The organism is Pseudomonas yamanorum (assembly GCF_013386765.1).
Taxonomy (GTDB): domain Bacteria; phylum Pseudomonadota; class Gammaproteobacteria; order Pseudomonadales; family Pseudomonadaceae; genus Aquipseudomonas; species Aquipseudomonas yamanorum_A.
Genome location: NZ_JACARE010000010.1, coordinates 75,823 through 91,052 on the forward strand (window position 1 = coordinate 75,823; position 15,230 = coordinate 91,052).

15 protein-coding genes and 2 pseudogenes are annotated in these 15,230 nt (G+C 58.0%); 9 read left to right on the forward strand and 8 right to left on the reverse strand.

Annotation, left to right across the window (positions count from 1 at the left end):
• The first annotated feature begins 4 nt into the window (after positions 1–4).
• The 3 genes from HX875_RS06330 to HX875_RS06340 are packed head-to-tail and all read left to right on the forward strand — an operon-like array spanning position 5 to position 2,783.
• Positions 5–1,009 (forward strand): asparaginase, encoded by a 1,005-nt coding sequence (locus tag HX875_RS06330; RefSeq protein WP_177042492.1) that lies wholly within the window; start codon positions 5–7, stop codon positions 1,007–1,009.
• A 9-nt stretch (positions 1,010–1,018) separates the two neighbouring features.
• Entirely contained in the window at positions 1,019–2,170 is a 1,152-nt protein-coding gene (locus tag HX875_RS06335) for a transporter substrate-binding domain-containing protein (RefSeq protein ID WP_177042493.1), read from the forward strand.
• Positions 2,171–2,174: 4 nt separating this feature from the next.
• Positions 2,175–2,783 carry an ANTAR domain-containing response regulator gene (locus tag HX875_RS06340; RefSeq protein ID WP_177042494.1) on the forward strand — a complete coding sequence of 203 codons (609 nt, stop codon included), beginning with the start codon at positions 2,175–2,177 and terminating at the stop codon, positions 2,781–2,783.
• A 165-nt stretch (positions 2,784–2,948) separates the two neighbouring features.
• Here the strand turns inward: HX875_RS06340 and HX875_RS06345 are convergent, their stop codons facing one another.
• Complete coding sequence (locus HX875_RS06345) at positions 2,949–3,812, reverse strand: diguanylate cyclase domain-containing protein (RefSeq protein WP_177042495.1); 864 nt, start codon at positions 3,810–3,812, stop codon at positions 2,949–2,951.
• Between the two features lie 309 nt (positions 3,813–4,121).
• Here HX875_RS06345 and HX875_RS06350 point away from each other — a divergent pair, with 309 nt between their 5' ends.
• Entirely contained in the window at positions 4,122–4,694 is a 573-nt protein-coding gene (locus HX875_RS06350) for a helix-turn-helix domain-containing protein (RefSeq protein WP_177042496.1), read from the forward strand.
• A gap of 17 nt (positions 4,695–4,711) precedes the next feature.
• Here the strand turns inward: HX875_RS06350 and HX875_RS06355 are convergent, their stop codons facing one another.
• Positions 4,712–5,320: a LysE family translocator gene (locus HX875_RS06355; protein WP_177042497.1), complete on the reverse strand. Its 609-nt coding sequence runs from the start codon at positions 5,318–5,320 to the stop codon at positions 4,712–4,714.
• 113 nt (positions 5,321–5,433) lie between these two features.
• On the opposite strand from HX875_RS06355, the gene HX875_RS06360 reads away from it, so the two are divergent.
• From HX875_RS06360 to HX875_RS06370, 3 genes are all read left to right on the forward strand, one after another.
• On the forward strand, positions 5,434–6,297 hold the full coding sequence (locus tag HX875_RS06360) for a LysR family transcriptional regulator (RefSeq protein ID WP_177042498.1): 864 nt from the start codon (positions 5,434–5,436) through the stop codon (positions 6,295–6,297).
• Between the two features lie 101 nt (positions 6,298–6,398).
• Positions 6,399–6,938, forward strand: coding sequence for a kinase inhibitor (locus tag HX875_RS06365; protein ID WP_177042499.1), 540 nt, complete (start codon positions 6,399–6,401; stop codon positions 6,936–6,938).
• Positions 6,939–6,943: 5 nt separating this feature from the next.
• A complete protein-coding gene (locus HX875_RS06370) occupies positions 6,944–7,753 on the forward strand; it encodes a helix-turn-helix transcriptional regulator (RefSeq protein ID WP_177042500.1) in 810 nt (269 codons plus the stop codon).
• Between the two features lie 27 nt (positions 7,754–7,780).
• Here HX875_RS06370 and HX875_RS06375 read toward each other — a convergent pair whose 3' ends face one another.
• Both HX875_RS06375 and HX875_RS06380 read right to left on the reverse strand, forming a co-directional pair.
• On the reverse strand, positions 7,781–8,254 hold the full coding sequence (locus tag HX875_RS06375; RefSeq protein WP_177042501.1) for a hypothetical protein: 474 nt from the start codon (positions 8,252–8,254) through the stop codon (positions 7,781–7,783).
• Positions 8,255–8,333: 79 nt separating this feature from the next.
• Positions 8,334–8,885, reverse strand: coding sequence for a hypothetical protein (locus HX875_RS06380; protein WP_177042502.1), 552 nt, complete (start codon positions 8,883–8,885; stop codon positions 8,334–8,336).
• A 222-nt stretch (positions 8,886–9,107) separates the two neighbouring features.
• Between HX875_RS06380 and HX875_RS06385 the strand changes: the two genes are divergently transcribed.
• Positions 9,108–10,334, forward strand: a complete 1,227-nt coding sequence (locus HX875_RS06385) for an MFS transporter (RefSeq protein ID WP_003209751.1) — start codon at positions 9,108–9,110, stop codon at positions 10,332–10,334.
• Positions 10,335–10,450: 116 nt separating this feature from the next.
• Here HX875_RS06385 and HX875_RS06390 read toward each other — a convergent pair whose 3' ends face one another.
• Positions 10,451–11,566 carry a hypothetical protein gene (locus HX875_RS06390; RefSeq protein WP_177042503.1) on the reverse strand — a complete coding sequence of 372 codons (1,116 nt, stop codon included), beginning with the start codon at positions 11,564–11,566 and terminating at the stop codon, positions 10,451–10,453.
• A 162-nt stretch (positions 11,567–11,728) separates the two neighbouring features.
• Between HX875_RS06390 and HX875_RS06395 the strand changes: the two are divergent.
• A pseudogene (locus tag HX875_RS06395) lies at positions 11,729–12,096 on the forward strand (MFS transporter); the annotation flags it as partial.
• A 462-nt stretch (positions 12,097–12,558) separates the two neighbouring features.
• Here the strand turns inward: HX875_RS06395 and HX875_RS32715 are convergent.
• From HX875_RS32715 to HX875_RS06410, 3 genes and pseudogenes are all read right to left on the reverse strand, one after another.
• Positions 12,559–12,822 (reverse strand): annotated as a pseudogene (locus HX875_RS32715) (site-specific integrase); the annotation flags it as partial.
• Positions 12,823–12,952: 130 nt separating this feature from the next.
• Positions 12,953–14,353, reverse strand: a complete 1,401-nt coding sequence (locus HX875_RS06405) for a J domain-containing protein (protein ID WP_177042504.1) — start codon at positions 14,351–14,353, stop codon at positions 12,953–12,955.
• Between the two features lie 142 nt (positions 14,354–14,495).
• On the reverse strand, positions 14,496–15,176 hold the full coding sequence (locus tag HX875_RS06410; RefSeq protein ID WP_177042505.1) for an EcsC family protein: 681 nt from the start codon (positions 15,174–15,176) through the stop codon (positions 14,496–14,498).
• Positions 15,177–15,230 lie beyond the last annotated feature (54 nt).

Consider the following 15,230-nt stretch of genomic DNA (forward strand, 5'->3'; position numbering starts at 1 on the left):
GCTCATGACCCAATCAACTGCTGACGAGCTACCGATGTGCTTGTTCATTGCGACAGGTGGCACCATTGCCATGCGGGTAGACCCTTCCACCTTGGCCGCGATACCGGCGTTGTCGGGCAGCGACTTGATCAAGGCGGCGCCGGAAATAGCAGCGTTTGCACAGCTGGAAGTGAACAACCTGTCCAATATTCCATCCGTCGAAATGGGGCCGCAACGCTGGGTGCAGCTGCATCACGCGATCGAGGCCGCATTGGCGCGCAAGGAGATTGCAGGAGTACTGGTGTCCCATGGCACCGACACCCTCGAAGAGACGGCGTGGTTTCTCGACTTGACGCTGACGCACCGCGACAAGCCGGTGGTGCTCATCGGCGCCCAGCGAAACGCGTCCGAGCCGGACTTCGACGGCCCGCGCAACCTAAGGAGCGGCGCGCGGGTATGCGTTGCACCGCAATCGTCAGGCCAGGGGGTGATGGTGGTGCTGAACGACCAGATCAATGCTGCCCGGGAAGTCACCAAGACACATACCTGCGACGTCGAGTCATTCAACTCCGGCGATGCGGGCCTGCTTGGGCGAGTGGACGGTGATCGCGTCACCTTCTACCGCACCTCCTGCCGTCGACAACACGTGCCCCTGGCGCTTGATGAACTGCCTCGCGTCGACATCGTGCCGATGTATGCCGGCGCAGACGCTGCGTTGTTGAACGCCGCCGTGCACGCGGGCGCCAAAGGTGTGGTCATCCAGGCCTTGGGCGCAGGCAATGTGAACGCCGATCTATTAACGGCCATTTCGTACGCGATTGATTCGGGCATTACCATCGTCATTGCCTCCCGCGTGCCCCGCGGGCGGGTCAGCCCGGTGTATGGTTTCCCCGGAGGCGGCATGACGCTCAAGAGCGCAGGTGTGATTTTCGCCAATGACCTGAGCCCGCAAAAGGCTAGAATCCTGCTGATGCTGGCTCTCCAGGTCATCAGGCCCACATCCGGACTTCAAGAACTGTTTGATCAATAGGTGAGCGTCATGCCAACTACCAGGACAGCAGTCGCTAAAGATCAGGGATGGCCGATCGGTGTCTTGTACTCGCGCTCGGGTGCAACCGGGGTCACCGAGTCCGAGCACTTCTTTGGCACTGCGCTGGCCATCGAAGAAATCAACGCGCTGGGCGGCGTACTGGATCTGCCGCTGATTCCCACCGCATATGACCCCAAGGGCTCGCCGGAGGAATACCGGCGCCTGACCAGCAAGCTGCTCATCGAAGACGAGATCAACGTCATTTTTGGATGCTCCCGATCGTCCAGTCGCAAGGCGGTGCTGCCGCTCATCGAGCGTCATAACGCGCTGCTCTGGTATTGCTCGTTCTACGAAGGGTTCGAATACTCGCCCAACATCATTTATACCGGGGCCGTTCCCAACCAGAACAGTATCCAGCTCGCGGCTTACCTGCTGCAGAACAAGGGCACGCGTTTATTTTTGGTGGGGGCGGACTACATCTATCCGCGCGAATCCAACCGCATCATGCGCGATGTGGTCGAGCAGTACGGTGGCGAGATTGTCGACGAGATCTACCTGCCCATCGACGCAGAAATAGAGCGGATCAAGGACGTTCTGGATGAAGTCCGCGAAGCCCAGCCGGATGTTGTCTTCTCGACCCTGGTCGGGCAGTCGGCGCGATCGTTCTATCAGCTCTATGCCGCCCATGGGCTCGACCCGAAGAAAATCCCGATTGCCAGCCTGTCCATGGCCGAAGAAGAAATCCGTTTGATCGGGCCACAGCTGTGTGAAGGCCACATCACGGCGGCGACGTACTTCGGCTCGTTGGCCAATGAAAGCAATCAACGGTTCATCGAGCTTTGGCGCAATCGATTCGGGGATCGCCCCACCAGCACCTGGTCGGAAATGGCGTATTCTCAAGTGCATCTGTTCGCGCGCGCCCTGCAGCGAGCGGGTAGCCTGGACAGGCGCAAATTGGTCGAGGCCGCACACAAGATAAAGTTTGCGTCTCCGGAAGGTCCCATTGCGATTGACCCGGAAAACAACCATTGCGCGCTCACACCCCGAATCGGCATGTGCCGCAGTGATGGGCAGTTCGACGTCGTCTGGGAAGGTTCAGGTCCGGTCAAACCCGATCCGTACCTGTCTACTTTCGGGTTCTCCGAGTTTTGGTTGAGGTAACGCCATGAGTTCCAGCCTTCGCCGCCTCTATGAAGATTTGCGCAGTATCTGCGTCGCGTTTGTTTATCCCCCCGGGGATGATCGCGATATTGTCATGCAGCAACTGAAAAGAATTGGCTGCCGCGTGAAAGTCGTGTGGCCCTTCCCCTCAGAGCCTCCGGCAGACGTCGACGTTATTCTGTTTCAGATCACGCAGGAGCTGGAAGGCAACAAAATCTGGTCCGGAGCCTCCGTCAACGCGGCACTCATTGCCCTCTCCGACTACGAAAGCCCGACCATCCTGAAGTTGTTGCTCGACACGCGTGCCCACGGTGTTATCTCAAAACCGTTTCGGTCCTCCGGCATTCTCAGCACGCTGGTACTGGCGAGAGCGTCCTATAGCTATCAGGAACGACTGCAGGGGAAGATCGACAAGCTGGAACTGACCATAAAATCCCGGCGCCAGATCGAAAAAGCCATTCGAGTGTTGGTCGAGCGTCAAAAGCTCACCGAGACCCAGGCTTACGAACACATGAGGTCGCGGGCCACCAGCCTGCACGTGACGGTGGCCGAGGTATCCGGGATGATCATCGAGGCGCATGAGGCGATGGAGAGGCTTGGGCTTGGGCTTTAGGTGGGGTATTGAACGATCAACCTGGATCAAAGGTGGGAGCTGTCGAGCTTTAGCGAAGCTGCGATGGCGTCAGCCCTGCAAACATTGATGTTGGCTGACATACCGCCATCGCAGCCTCGCTAAAGCTCGACAGCTCCTACATTATTGTAGCGATCGTTACGTATATCACTCCGTTGCAAACCGCTGCCGCTTAACCCGGTACATCTCACCATCCGCGTGGCTGAGCAGGGTGTCGGCATCTGCCCCATCCGCCGGGTAAAACGCCACGCCGATACTGCAGGACGGCATCTTCACCGCGCCAAATTCCGCGCTCAGGGGCTGGGCCATAACCGCGAGTATCTGCTGCACCTTCGCCGACACGGCTTCCGGTGACTGGATATCCGCCAGCAATACGGTGAACTCATCCCCGCCCATGCGCGCCACCAGATCGCTCTCACGCACGCAGCCTTCCAGCCGCCGCGCAATCACGCAGAGCACGCGATCGCCCATGGCATGCCCGTGCACATCGTTGATGCCCTTGAAGTCATTCACGTCCAGAAACAGCAAGGCCAGGGGATTTTTGTGGTGATGGGCCGCTTGCAGGGCCTCGTCCAGCCGATCATTGAACAATGAGCGGTTGGTGAGGGCCGTCAGCGGGTCGTGGTGAGCGAGGAAACGCAGCTCTTCCTCGGCTTGCGTCAGCGCTGTGATATCCCGCGCAACGCCGATTCTCGCCCCCACTTCCTCGGACCAAAACGCCGCCCACAGGATGTGTACGACGCTGCCATCCTTGCGGATATAGCGGTTGCGGAAGTCGACGTGAGGCTTGCCGTTCATGACCCGCACAATCGAGGCCCGGGTGCGCGCCAGGTCTTCGGGGTGCATGTAGTTCGTGATTGGGGTGCCGATCAACTCGTCAGCGCGGTAACCCAGCAACGCTTCGCAGGCATCACTGACAAAAACGATCTGGTTGTCACTGTCGACCACGAACACCGTATCCAGCATCAAGTGGATCAGTTTGGGATAGAGGGCTTGCAGGTCAACGGGCATAGGTCGGGGGAGCGTCTGGTTCGGATTGGGCGATCATAGCCCGATCCCGAACGATGGCGGAAAGGAATCACAGCGGCCCACAGAATAATCCAAGGCAATGTTGTTGCGTCAACTGGGTCGCCACCAGCAGGCTGCGCCACCCTTCCAGATCATAGGACAGCGCCCGCCAGAGCAGCCACGGCCAATAGGAGTGAAGGTGGAACACGCACCAGATCATTCGACGCTCGGTTTTTATAATGAACGAATGATTGCTATGCTGAACAACAGGCGACAAAGCGTCAACCCATTTAAGGATGATTTGAAGAACAAATGACCGACATAACGAACAACTCCAATTCGAGCCGAATCGACCTGCTGGCCCTGTCGATCAAGCGTGAGCGCCAGGCCGCCGGGCTTTCACTGACCGAACTGGCGAAACGCGCGGGGGTGGCGAAGTCGACCCTGTCCCAACTGGAATCCGGCATCGGCAATCCCAGCATCGAAACACTGTGGTCGTTGGCCACGGCAATGGGCCTGCAGGTGACCCGGTTCTTCGAACAACCCCAGCAGCACCTGCGGGTGATTCGCGCCAACGAAGGCCCGACCACTTCTACTGAAACCGGCAACTACGCAGCCACACTGCTTGCGGATTGCCCGGCGGGAGTGCGCCGCGATATCTACCGGCTCAAGGTCCAGCCCGGCGAAGTGCGGCTGTCGCAGCCCCACCCTGCCGGCACCCTGGAACACGTGGTGCTGTGCAGCGGCAGCGCGAACATCGGCCCGGCCAATGAGCCCGTGTTGTTGCATGCCGGCGACTACATCAGCTATCTGGCAAATGCGCCCCATGTGTTCGAAGCGCTGGAGGCCGATACCACCGCGGTGATGGTGATCGAACACCCTTGAGGTGCGGGGATGCGCCCTCAGGCATGAATCGGCAGCGCCAACCCGAACAGCACAAAAAACCCGCCACACACCTTATTGAATCGGCGCCCGGTTCGCGCCAACCAGGGCCGAACCCGGTGCGCAGCGCTGGCCACCAGATACTCAACGATAAACTCCACCACGGCGTAGGTCAGCGCGATGGTGATCGTCTGCGCGATGATGTTGCGGTGCGGGTCCAGGAACGGTGGAATAAACGCGGTGAACAGCAGCAAGGCCTTGGGGTTCGAAATGGCCGACACCAGCCCCTGGCGGAACAGCGGCCAGCTCCGTGAGCTGGTAGTGCCGGTCGCCTCAAGGCTGACCGGTGCCGCCCGCCATAGCCCGAAACCCAACCAGATCAGATACAGCCCGCCCGCCACCTTCAAGGCAGTGAACAAGCTGGCCGACGCCTGGATCAGCGCCCCCAGCCCCAACGCACACAGCGCCAGCACAATCGCAAAACCGAGCACGCCGCCGCTGATGGTGAACAGTGTTTTGCGGCTGCCGTGAAGGGCGCCATGGGTCAGCGCCAATAACGCATTGGGCCCTGGCACCACCGAGATGCCGAAGCAGGTAACCAGGTAAAGCAACCAGGTATCAAAGGGCATGATCCGATCCAGTAAGTGTTGGTTCCGGGCAGAATGTTGCGGGTGAACAAACGCTCATGAAAAGCGCATAATTCAGGCCTTAGCCATTCGATTAACGAATAGAGGTCACCACGATGCCGGCCAGTGATTTGCAACTTGATTGGCTCAAATGCTTTGTGGCCGTGGTGGATGCCGGCTCGCTGTCGGGCGCCGCCCATGAGGTCAACCGCTCGCAGTCCGCCGTCAGCATGCAGATGAAAAAACTCGAAGCCGCCCTTGGCCGGCAGTTGTTGAGCCGAGGCCCCAGGCACCTGCAACTGACCGCCGACGGCCAGACCCTGCTGAGCTACGCCCGGCGCATGCTCGCCCTTCACGCCGAGACCCAGGCGGCGTTTCACGGCGAAGAACTGACCGGGCGCATCCGCCTGGGCGTCGCGGAAGACTACGCGGCCCGGTACCTCACGCCGCTGCTCAAGCGCTATTCGCCGCGCTACGCCGGGGTGGAAATCGAACTGACCTGCGAACAGTCGACCACGCTGATCCCGCAGTTACGCAGCGGCGATCTTGACCTGGCGCTGGTCTCCAGGGACTCACCGCAAAGCGGCACCTTCCTGTTCAAGGAGCCCATGGTGTGGGTGGGCTCACCCCAGTTCGAACTGTGGCGACGCGACCCGATCCCCATCGCCGTCTACGAAAGCGCAAGCCTGGCCCGGCGCTATGCGGTGAACGCACTCACCCAGCAAGGGCGCGAATTCAAGGTGGTGTACAACAGCTCCAGCCTTGCCGGCCAGGTGGCTGCCGTCGAGGGCGGGCTGGCGATTGCGGCGATCACCCAGTGCACCGTGCAGGAATCGCTGCAGGTACTGGGTGACGAGCACGGCCTGGGTAGCATTGAGCCCATGGAAGTTTCGATACTGCGCAGCCGGGCGTCTCGCGGGTCCAAGGCGGTCAACAGCCTGCATGCGTTCATCATCCGCACGCTGAGGGTTCAGCCTTAGTGCACAGAGCGTTTCGGCACAATCATCGAGCGCTTCGGCGCAGTGCCGCGTGCCGGCGCTGTTTAGGCTTAACGCTCAAACCACGCCTGGACACCACCGCGATGAAACTCAAAGCACTTGCACCTGCGATCACCCTGATCATGGCCGCCAGCGGGCACGCCGCCAGCTTCGCCCTCAGCAGCCCGGACATCGCCGACCAGCGCCCACTGACGCGCCTGCAAGAGTTCAGCGGCTTCGGCTGCAACGGCGGCAACACCTCCCCTGCCCTGTCCTGGGCCAACGCCCCGGCGGGCACCAAAAGCTATGCCATCACCGTCTACGACCCCGATGCACCCACCGGCAGCGGCTGGTGGCACTGGACCGTGGTCAACCTGCCCGCCACCGTCACCAGCCTGCCGAGCAACGTGGGCGCCCACCTGCCGGCCGGTGCTGTGCAGGGCCGCACGGATTACGGGCAGCCCGGCTTCGGCGGCGCCTGCCCGCCCGTGGGTGATAAACCCCATCGCTATCAATTCACCGTATGGGCGTTGAAAGTCGACACGCTGCCGATCGACAATCAGTCCAGCGGCGCCCTGGTCGGCTACATGCTCAATGCCAACAGCCTGGCCAAGGCCACAATCACGGCCCCTTACGGACGCTAGTCACGATGGATGTTCACGAAGGTTTGCGGCACAGGGAAAGCATCATCGAACGCTGCGTGATCAGGGCCCGGCAACACCACACCCTGCAACGCGTGCCGATCTTCATGACCGCCCTGTGCCGCGTGCGCCAGGGGCAAAAGCTGATGCAGTGGGACGAGCGCGAAATGCGCGCCGGCCCACAGGATTTGATTTTGCTGCCGGCGGGTCGCGAGCTGGGCGTAACCAACTTTCCCGGCGCCCAGGGTGACTACATCGCTGACGTGGTGTCGTTTCCGGTGCCGGTGTTGCGCAACTTCGTTGCCCGGTATGGCGCGCAGTTCAAGGGCAGCCTGAATACGGACCTGTGCGTGCGCCTGGACAAACAGACTCGCCAAGCCTGGGACCAACTGCTGACCGCACTGGGTACCGGCGCCCCGGCGACCTTGTGCACCCACTATGGCGAAGCCGTGCTGCTGTGCCTGTGCCTGGCCGGCCAGGCGGGGCCGCTGCTGATGGATCGCAATGATCCGTTGAGTGAGCGGGTGCAGCGGTTGATCGGCAGCAACCTGTCCCGGGACTGGACGGTGGCCAGCGTTGCGCAGCAGTTGAATCTGGGGGAATCGACCCTGCGTCGGCAGTTGGCCAATGAGGATGCGAGCTTCAGGTCGATCCTGGAAAATGTTCGCCTGGGGGCGGCGTTGCAGCAGCTGCAAACGTCCTGGGATTCCATTGGCGAGATTTCCAACGCGTGTGGGTATGCGTCGGCGTCGCGGTTTGCGGTGAGGTTCAAGTCGCACTATGGGCTGTCGCCGCGGTCGTTGCGGGCGGCGATGTGAGGTTGTCATAAGGCCGTGATGCCTGATTTAACTGCGCCACAAAATTGCGTACGGCAACTCACTCTCGATAATTTCAGCTGAGCGGAAGTAATAAGTTGCCCTGCGTCCCTCCAGAGTCTTATGCACGAACGCACCGTCAGACATGATGCGATACGATGCACACTCCAAACTACGCTCTGGATCCAGACACCTCAAAGCATCGCGGATACTGCCGTAGTTCATTCCCGCTCCGGAGGGAAGCAACTCCACCGGTGGAGCACATTCGGCCTTATCGTCGTTTTCAATCTCTCTGAAATAGACTCGTCGAAAGGCTGGCTCACTGCATGCCCAAAAAAGTGAGACCCACTGGATTCTTTCTGCACCTGCTTCAAGAACGCTATCTGCCAGACAGTAGATGGAGTCCGAGATTTTATAGACCCCATCTTCCAGAGCCGTTGCGTCCTTCAGAAAATCAACGTAACTCCCAGCCCTTAACTTACATAGCGTCGGCCAATCTTGCATATCCAACCCTCCGAGCCGGTGGTGAAGAAGCGGACGAATCCATTTTCGATCTGTCCCTTTGAGCCGTTACGGATGACGACTATTTAGCAACTGATCCCGCAGGCTTCATCCCCAAACATGCCGGGGTACCGTTTTGGACGGCTGGCATCGGCACCCGCACATCTTTCCCATCTACCCGCCCCAAACGGCTCAACTCAACGCCGCATTTATTGCCACGCACGTTCAAGGTCACTTCATATTCAGCGTTAGGTTCCGGAGTCAGTCCGATTTGGAAGCCGCACATCCAGCTGTAGCCGTCAGTACTGACAAACACATAACCCTCGGTGCCGGGCTTGACCTTGATCTCCAGAAAGCCCCGGGCCTTGGCCAGCGGCGGCACGATCATGCCCGCACGGCGAGGAGTGTCCGGCACGTAAAGGTTGTTGAGCGCACCGGCCTCTCGCCCCGCGCAATGCTGGTCGTCGAGGTAATAGAGCTTAGCGTTTGAGGAATTGGACACAAAGCGCAGCTTGGCGGCGTCGGGTTCGGTGGCATCGACGTAATTACTCTTGGCCGCACACCCTGCCAGCACAGAGACAAACAACGCAGCAACGGCAATAGCGCCAGGCAAACGACGGGTGAAAAACGGCATGGAGTTCATCCTTGAAACACGAAAACGAGCGCGGAATGCTACGGAACGGCGGTACTGCTGTCCATTCACCGTGTCGTGGGGTTTAGAGCGTCTAATCGATGAGGTTGATGATTACTATCGAACTGCTCGCCTATTGGCTTACCAAAACCCATTCCTATAATCGCCTCCACTTTCTCCCTCCCGTCTGCCCGCAGGCGAAATCTCCTCCCGGAACCCAACACCATGCCAAGCGCAAGCCGGGCCCCTAGCGGCCTCCCCGAACATAATCAACAAACGGTCCTGCAACAGTGGCTGGCGATTCTCTCCGTCGCCGTGGGCGCCTTCGCCCTGGTCACCAGCGAATTCCTGCCGGTGGGCGTACTCAACGACGTCGCCGCCGACCTGGGCATCAGCGCCGGCCACGCCGGCCTGATGGTCACCCTGCCCGGCATCATGGCCGCCCTCGCCGCCCCGCTGCTGTCGGTGGGCATTGGCGCCATGGACCGTCGCTACCTGCTGATCGGCCTGACCCTGATCATGATCATCGCCAACATGGTGGTGGCCTACGCCAGCGACTTCAGCCTGCTGCTGTTCGGCCGCGTACTGCTGGGCATCAGCATCGGCGGCTTCTGGGCCACGGCCATCGCCCTCAGCGGCCGCCTGGCGCCCAAGGGCGTGGGCGTAGCCAAAGCCACCTCCATCATCATGATGGGCGTGACCCTGGCCACCGTCCTCGGCGTGCCCGTGGGCACCTGGCTGAGCGGCTTGATGGGCTGGCGCATGACCTTCCTCGTCACCGCACTGGTAGGCATCCCGGTACTGCTGGCACAGATGTTCCTGCTGCCCCGGCTTGAACCGGAAAAAGCCATTCGCATCGCCGACCTGCCGGCCCTGTTCATCAACCCACAAGCCCGGGTCGGCTTGATCGCCGTGCTGCTGATCGGCCTGGCGCACTTTGCCGCGTACACCTACGTTGCGCCGTTCTTCAAAAACAGCTCCGGCTTCGACGGCCCGACCATTGGCTCCCTGCTGCTGCTCTACGGCGTGGCCGGGGTGATGGGCAACGTCTTCGCCGGCTTCGCCGCCAACCGCAGCGTGCGCCACACCTTGCTGCTGGTGGCACTGATGATCGGCACCAGCACCGCGCTGTTTCCCTACTTCGCTACTGGCATGAGCGGCGCCGTGATGCTGATCGCATTGTGGGGCTTCGCCTTCGGCGCCTTCCCGGCGTGCGCGAGTATCTGGATGTTTGTGGTTGCGCCCAAGGATGTGGAACGTGGCATGCCGCTGTTCGTGGCGTTGTTTCAGGTGATCATTGCCGTGGGCTCGTTCTTTGGCGGGCAGATCGTAGACAAGATGGGGACTTCGGTGCTGTTGAGTCTGGCGACGGCGTTGGTAGGCGCTGGGTTTGTGACGGTGCTGGTGTTGGGGCGCAAGGTGAGTAATAGCCTGGCGGCTCAGCCTGCTTAATCGAGAAAAACGGGACTGATGGATTTCAGTCCCGTAAGTTAGAGAGTAATGCGCCGCTCATACCGCGCTCAAGGAGAGCTTCCGGCCAGAAGCGGAAAGTTGTAGATACCCGCTCGTCAGGGCAGCCCCATGAACTGATACGTTGAGCCCTTCTTTTGATAGGTGACGATTTTGATATCTGCCTTTTTAGACGCTGCGTTGCTGTGGCTGGCTTTTGGCTTGTCTGGCAGCACCAGATAGCGCTTCACCGGGAGCCCCAGTAAGTCATAGAGACACTCCCCATGGATGACCAACTGGCCGACGCCCGTGTACACGTCGGTCGTTCGGGAAGTGGTTTTGACTTCAAAAAGGTCCACGTTAGAAACTGTGACAAGGGCAAGGTCAATTGCCTGCGCCTTTTGGCTGCTTCCTTGCTTTTGCAGTAAGAGTTCCAACGCCCGAACGACTGCACCGTGCTCGACTGTGCGTTTGCCACCTCCATGTCCTTTTACGTGCCCCTCTCCAGAGTATTCGTCGAAATAGTCTCGCAGCTTTAACAAAGTCTCAGACGGTTTAGAAGACCGGTGGGCAGTTCCACCACCATCCTTTTCCCCACCAGACTCGTCGGGATCACCACTGACAGCCCTATCTAAAAGGGGGGTCTCTGTGCGCTCCCTTTGCCCGCCTCCATTTAGTTCTTCACCTAGCCGAGTCGCGACCTCCCGAGCTTCCTCAGCGAATGCCCATAATCGGTTAGCAATTTCAGGGTCCTTTAATCCTCCAATCAGGATTAGCCTTGATGTCTTATCGTTATCACTAGCTTCGACAGTGCGGGCTGCAAACTCACGGAAAACCTTGTCTTTCGGAAGTCCCGCATTGCCCTTCGTCAGCTTTCCACGATGTGCCAAAAAGACGTCGCCGTCGCCATCTTTGATAAAAGCGCCGGCCATACGTCTGTTGTAGGTTCCTGCGGGAAAATTCAATTGGACGGTTATCTCAATCCACTTCGTACTTCTGGGATCAGCTGATAGCACATAGTTTAGAAGCTTATCTTGCGCGACGTGCGGTGACCATGCTCGAACGCCGACACCAGCCGGGGCTTCAAAGTAGACGGTCCCGGTATGATGGCCGGCGGGATAAGTAATCTCGCGACTCTCTTTGTGTGGGAGTATCGCCCTTAATTGCTTCGCAAGTTGTTTGTTCAATCGCGAAATTTCAGCAACGTCCGTGACCACCTCAAATTTCTCAAACACTTGTGTCTCCCCACTTCCTTGGCTGAGCAAGCACTCATATTGCCTGACAATGGAGTGAGTTCACACAGGAGATCAAAAGCAGCCCTGCTCCTTATGCTGCTCATTGAGCAAAAATGGGACGAATTTACTTTTTCTGGAAGTAGATTCGTTCCCTTTGAGTCCACCTTGCTTCTGGTCGTCCTGATGATCTGCATCAGCACCGCCCTGCCCCCCCCTTCTACGCCACCGGCATGAGCGGCGCCGTGATGCTGATCGCATTGTGGGGCTTTGCGTTTGGCGCCTTCCCCGCGTGCGCGAGTATCTGGATGTTTGTGGTTGCGCCCAAGGATGTTGAGCGTGGTATGCCGCTGTTCGTGGCGTTGTTCCAAGTGATTATTGCCGTGGGCTCGTTCTTTGGCGGGCAGATTGTCGACAAGATGGGCACTTCGGTGCTGTTGAGTCTGGCGACCGCGTTGGTAGGCGCCGGGTTTGTGACGGTGCTGGTGTTGGGGCGCAAGGTGAGTAATAGCCTGGCGGCCCTGCCTGCCTAACAAAACCTGTGTAAATAGAAAAAAGGGGGTCTATTTTTAATCAAATAGATCTCCTTTTTAGCTTTCTCCTAAGAATCATTGCTCCTATCAGACCCGAGCTGATGGCTAGATAGCGCTTGAGTGGAAAACCAATAACAATAGCGACATGACAGTAAGCGTGATTGACTCAATCAAGTGAGATAGCCATAAACTATGCAAGGAAAATATAGCCCGCCCACCCTTCTGCCTCCACTGCGTTTATTTATAGACGCCCGGAATAAGGCTATCGAGGCTGGGTTTACTGACAACGGCGGTGCAATCCATTCTGTAGAGCGCATACTCGACATACTTTGTCAGCGCGTGAGAAATCGGGGTCAGACCACCATTATTTTAAATGTGGTCTGACCCCTATTTTTATATTTACTATTTTTATAAATGTGGTCTGACCCCTATTTTTAATGTGGTCTGACCCCTATTTTTCTATTTTTCATGAGTCAGATACACGTTTCGCGGCCGACAGCCTTTGGTGATGTCTGCGCGCAAGTAGACCTCGGGCTTGATAGCACCGCTGGCATACAGCACGTCGCCAATCTCCAGCAAGGCCAACTCGGTGACACGAATGCCGGTGGTATGCGTGAGCCACACCAACATCACATCACGCTCCGGCATGCGGCCAGTGACAGAGGCTACGCGGATCAGGTGTTTGAATTGTCCAGGACGAAGGGATGCAGCACGGCGAGGATTCATAGGGGTGGGCTCAAGGTCGAGCAACAGCTCATCGGTGGCGCGACCAAAATGCTCAGTCAGAAAATCCAGCAACACCCGCACCCGGGGAACCCGGTAGCCAAGCCAAGTCTTCTACCAATTCCAGACTTGTTTAGAACTCGTCCTCTAAAAGCCCGTAAGTCGCAGTGTTGCCGTTAGCAACTTTGTAGAGGGTGAGCGTGACTACGCTGTATTGGATGTTCCGGCTCGTGGTGGTTTCATTGAGTGTCATTGATTCGGAGCGCGAAAGGCCACCCGAGGTCAGGTCGCGATACCGAACGTCATAAGCACCAGAGGTGAGGTTTTTGATGGTGAAGCGGCTTCGCGCAGGAATGTAAATCTGCCTTGCCGGTCTGGCTACGGCACCTTGTAGGGATACGAGTTTCAGAAACACGTCCGAGTTGTTCTGCCCATTGTCGATGGTTACTTCTGAATGGCCGGCTTTGTGCGTTTGTGGCTCATCTATCAGGTAACCGGCAGTACGAGGCCATGCTCGACCATTGGGAGCGGTTTTTGGCCGCACGTAGGCCGGCTTCTTCGCAGCCGCCTCGCGCTGATTGGTGGCCCTTACAGGACGTTGAGTTGTGTTGGGACCTGGGCCGTTAGCAGCTGTTACCGGTGGAACGGCCTGAGCGGAATAAGGCATCGGACCGCGCGGAGCGGAATAATGTGTCCCGGACGAATTCATTACCGTGATAGTGACCATCCCAGCCACTATGGCGATAGCGCCGAGATGGATGAAGAATCGGCGGTGAATAAAACCCCAACTACTCTTCAAACGATTGTCTTTATCGCCGCCCAGTTCATCTAAGAAGGCCTCAAGGTTGCTGGTCAGGCTATCTCTTTCGTTGATCCCTGCCTCATTGCGGCCAGCCGTCTTAGGGATCTTCTTGCAGTACGTCATCGCGTTTTGGGCGATTGACTGCGCCAGGTCTGGACGACCGGTTGAGTAGAAATAATATGCTTGGTAACCCAGCATCCTGGCGTTTTCCAGCGGTGGATGCGATCCGCCAAACATGTTCGCGACCAATGCCTGGACCGTATACAGAGGCCCCCATGGAAATCCCCACCACCCGAGCAGCCAACTAGTTGCTGATGCCTTGAGAGATTGCTTTTGTGCGCATGGGCTGCAGTACACGCCAACAATGGGTTTGCGAATCGTGAGTAAGAGGAAGCTCTTCACGGAGCGGAACACCACTACCCGTGGCTGGGCTGACACCTTGGCACAGACAGAGCACACGATGGGATCTGGTACTTTGGTGGGCTCGGGTTCTACGGCGCTGCTGTAACTGGTCTGAGTGTCGTAGTCGGCTTTGGAAGCAGGGTCCGAAAGTACTGCGTACGCCTCATTCAAAAACTGAAATTGCTGAGTCGTGTTGTTGCCCGGGTTGCGGTCGGGGTGCAACTCCATGGCGCGTCTGCGGTATGCCGTTTTGATCTGCTCGGCGCTGACGATTGGTGTTAGACCCAAAACTGCGTAATAGCCCTTAGGGTCGTCCTTTTCGTAGTGCATTTAACGTCCTTGTCGCGCTTGCGTAGAGGCGGGAAATTCGATGGAGGCGCTACCACGTTCCAAACGTTATCGGCTAGGAGCGGCCAACCGAGAAACCATACTAACTCAGTGGGCCGCTTTCACGGCCCAGTAAGGCTGGTTGTTACTCCGTGATCGTCTCTTCTTTCAGGCTCAGTCGGAAAGTGTCACGAGCGGTTTTCCCTACGTAGGTAGTCAGTGCGTAATTTGCCGTTCCGCCGATGATCACCCCAATTCCGAACGGAATCACTTTCGCTGCGGCTTTCTGAGTGAAGGAGATGCCGATTTTCGCGAACAACTCCTTGATAATCTGAAGCGTCGGCCCCTTCAAATATTGATACACCATACGCACGCCAGCCTTGCTAGCGATTTTGGTTGCGCTGGAAGACCCCATCTGCTCTAAAGAACCGCATAACGCGATGATGTACGACATGTGCTTGGCATCTTCATTAGAAATCTTGCCGTTGATGGCTACCGCCAGGCACATGGTCATATCGATTTGTAGCTTCATGCATACAGAGATATCCGCGAGTCCTCCCCCAACAGCGCTCACCACAGTGCCTATACCAGGAATAACACCCGGAATAGCAGTGGCTGCACCAGACGTCGCGGCCAGCTTTGAATAGCGACTAATGATTTTTTCGATAACTGCGTCTTGAATCTTTTCTGCCGTGGCGGACGGTGCCGAGCCCCGTGCCTGGCTTTCATATTGGTTAACGAGGTCACGGGCGTCCTGCGGGCTAATGGCGATAGCTTCCACTATTTTCATTAATGAGGAGCTGTCTTCGTCTTTTTCTGTGGTCATGCCAGATTCCTTTCGAGAGATATATCCGCTGCTTAGCGCCTAGGTACAAACGCT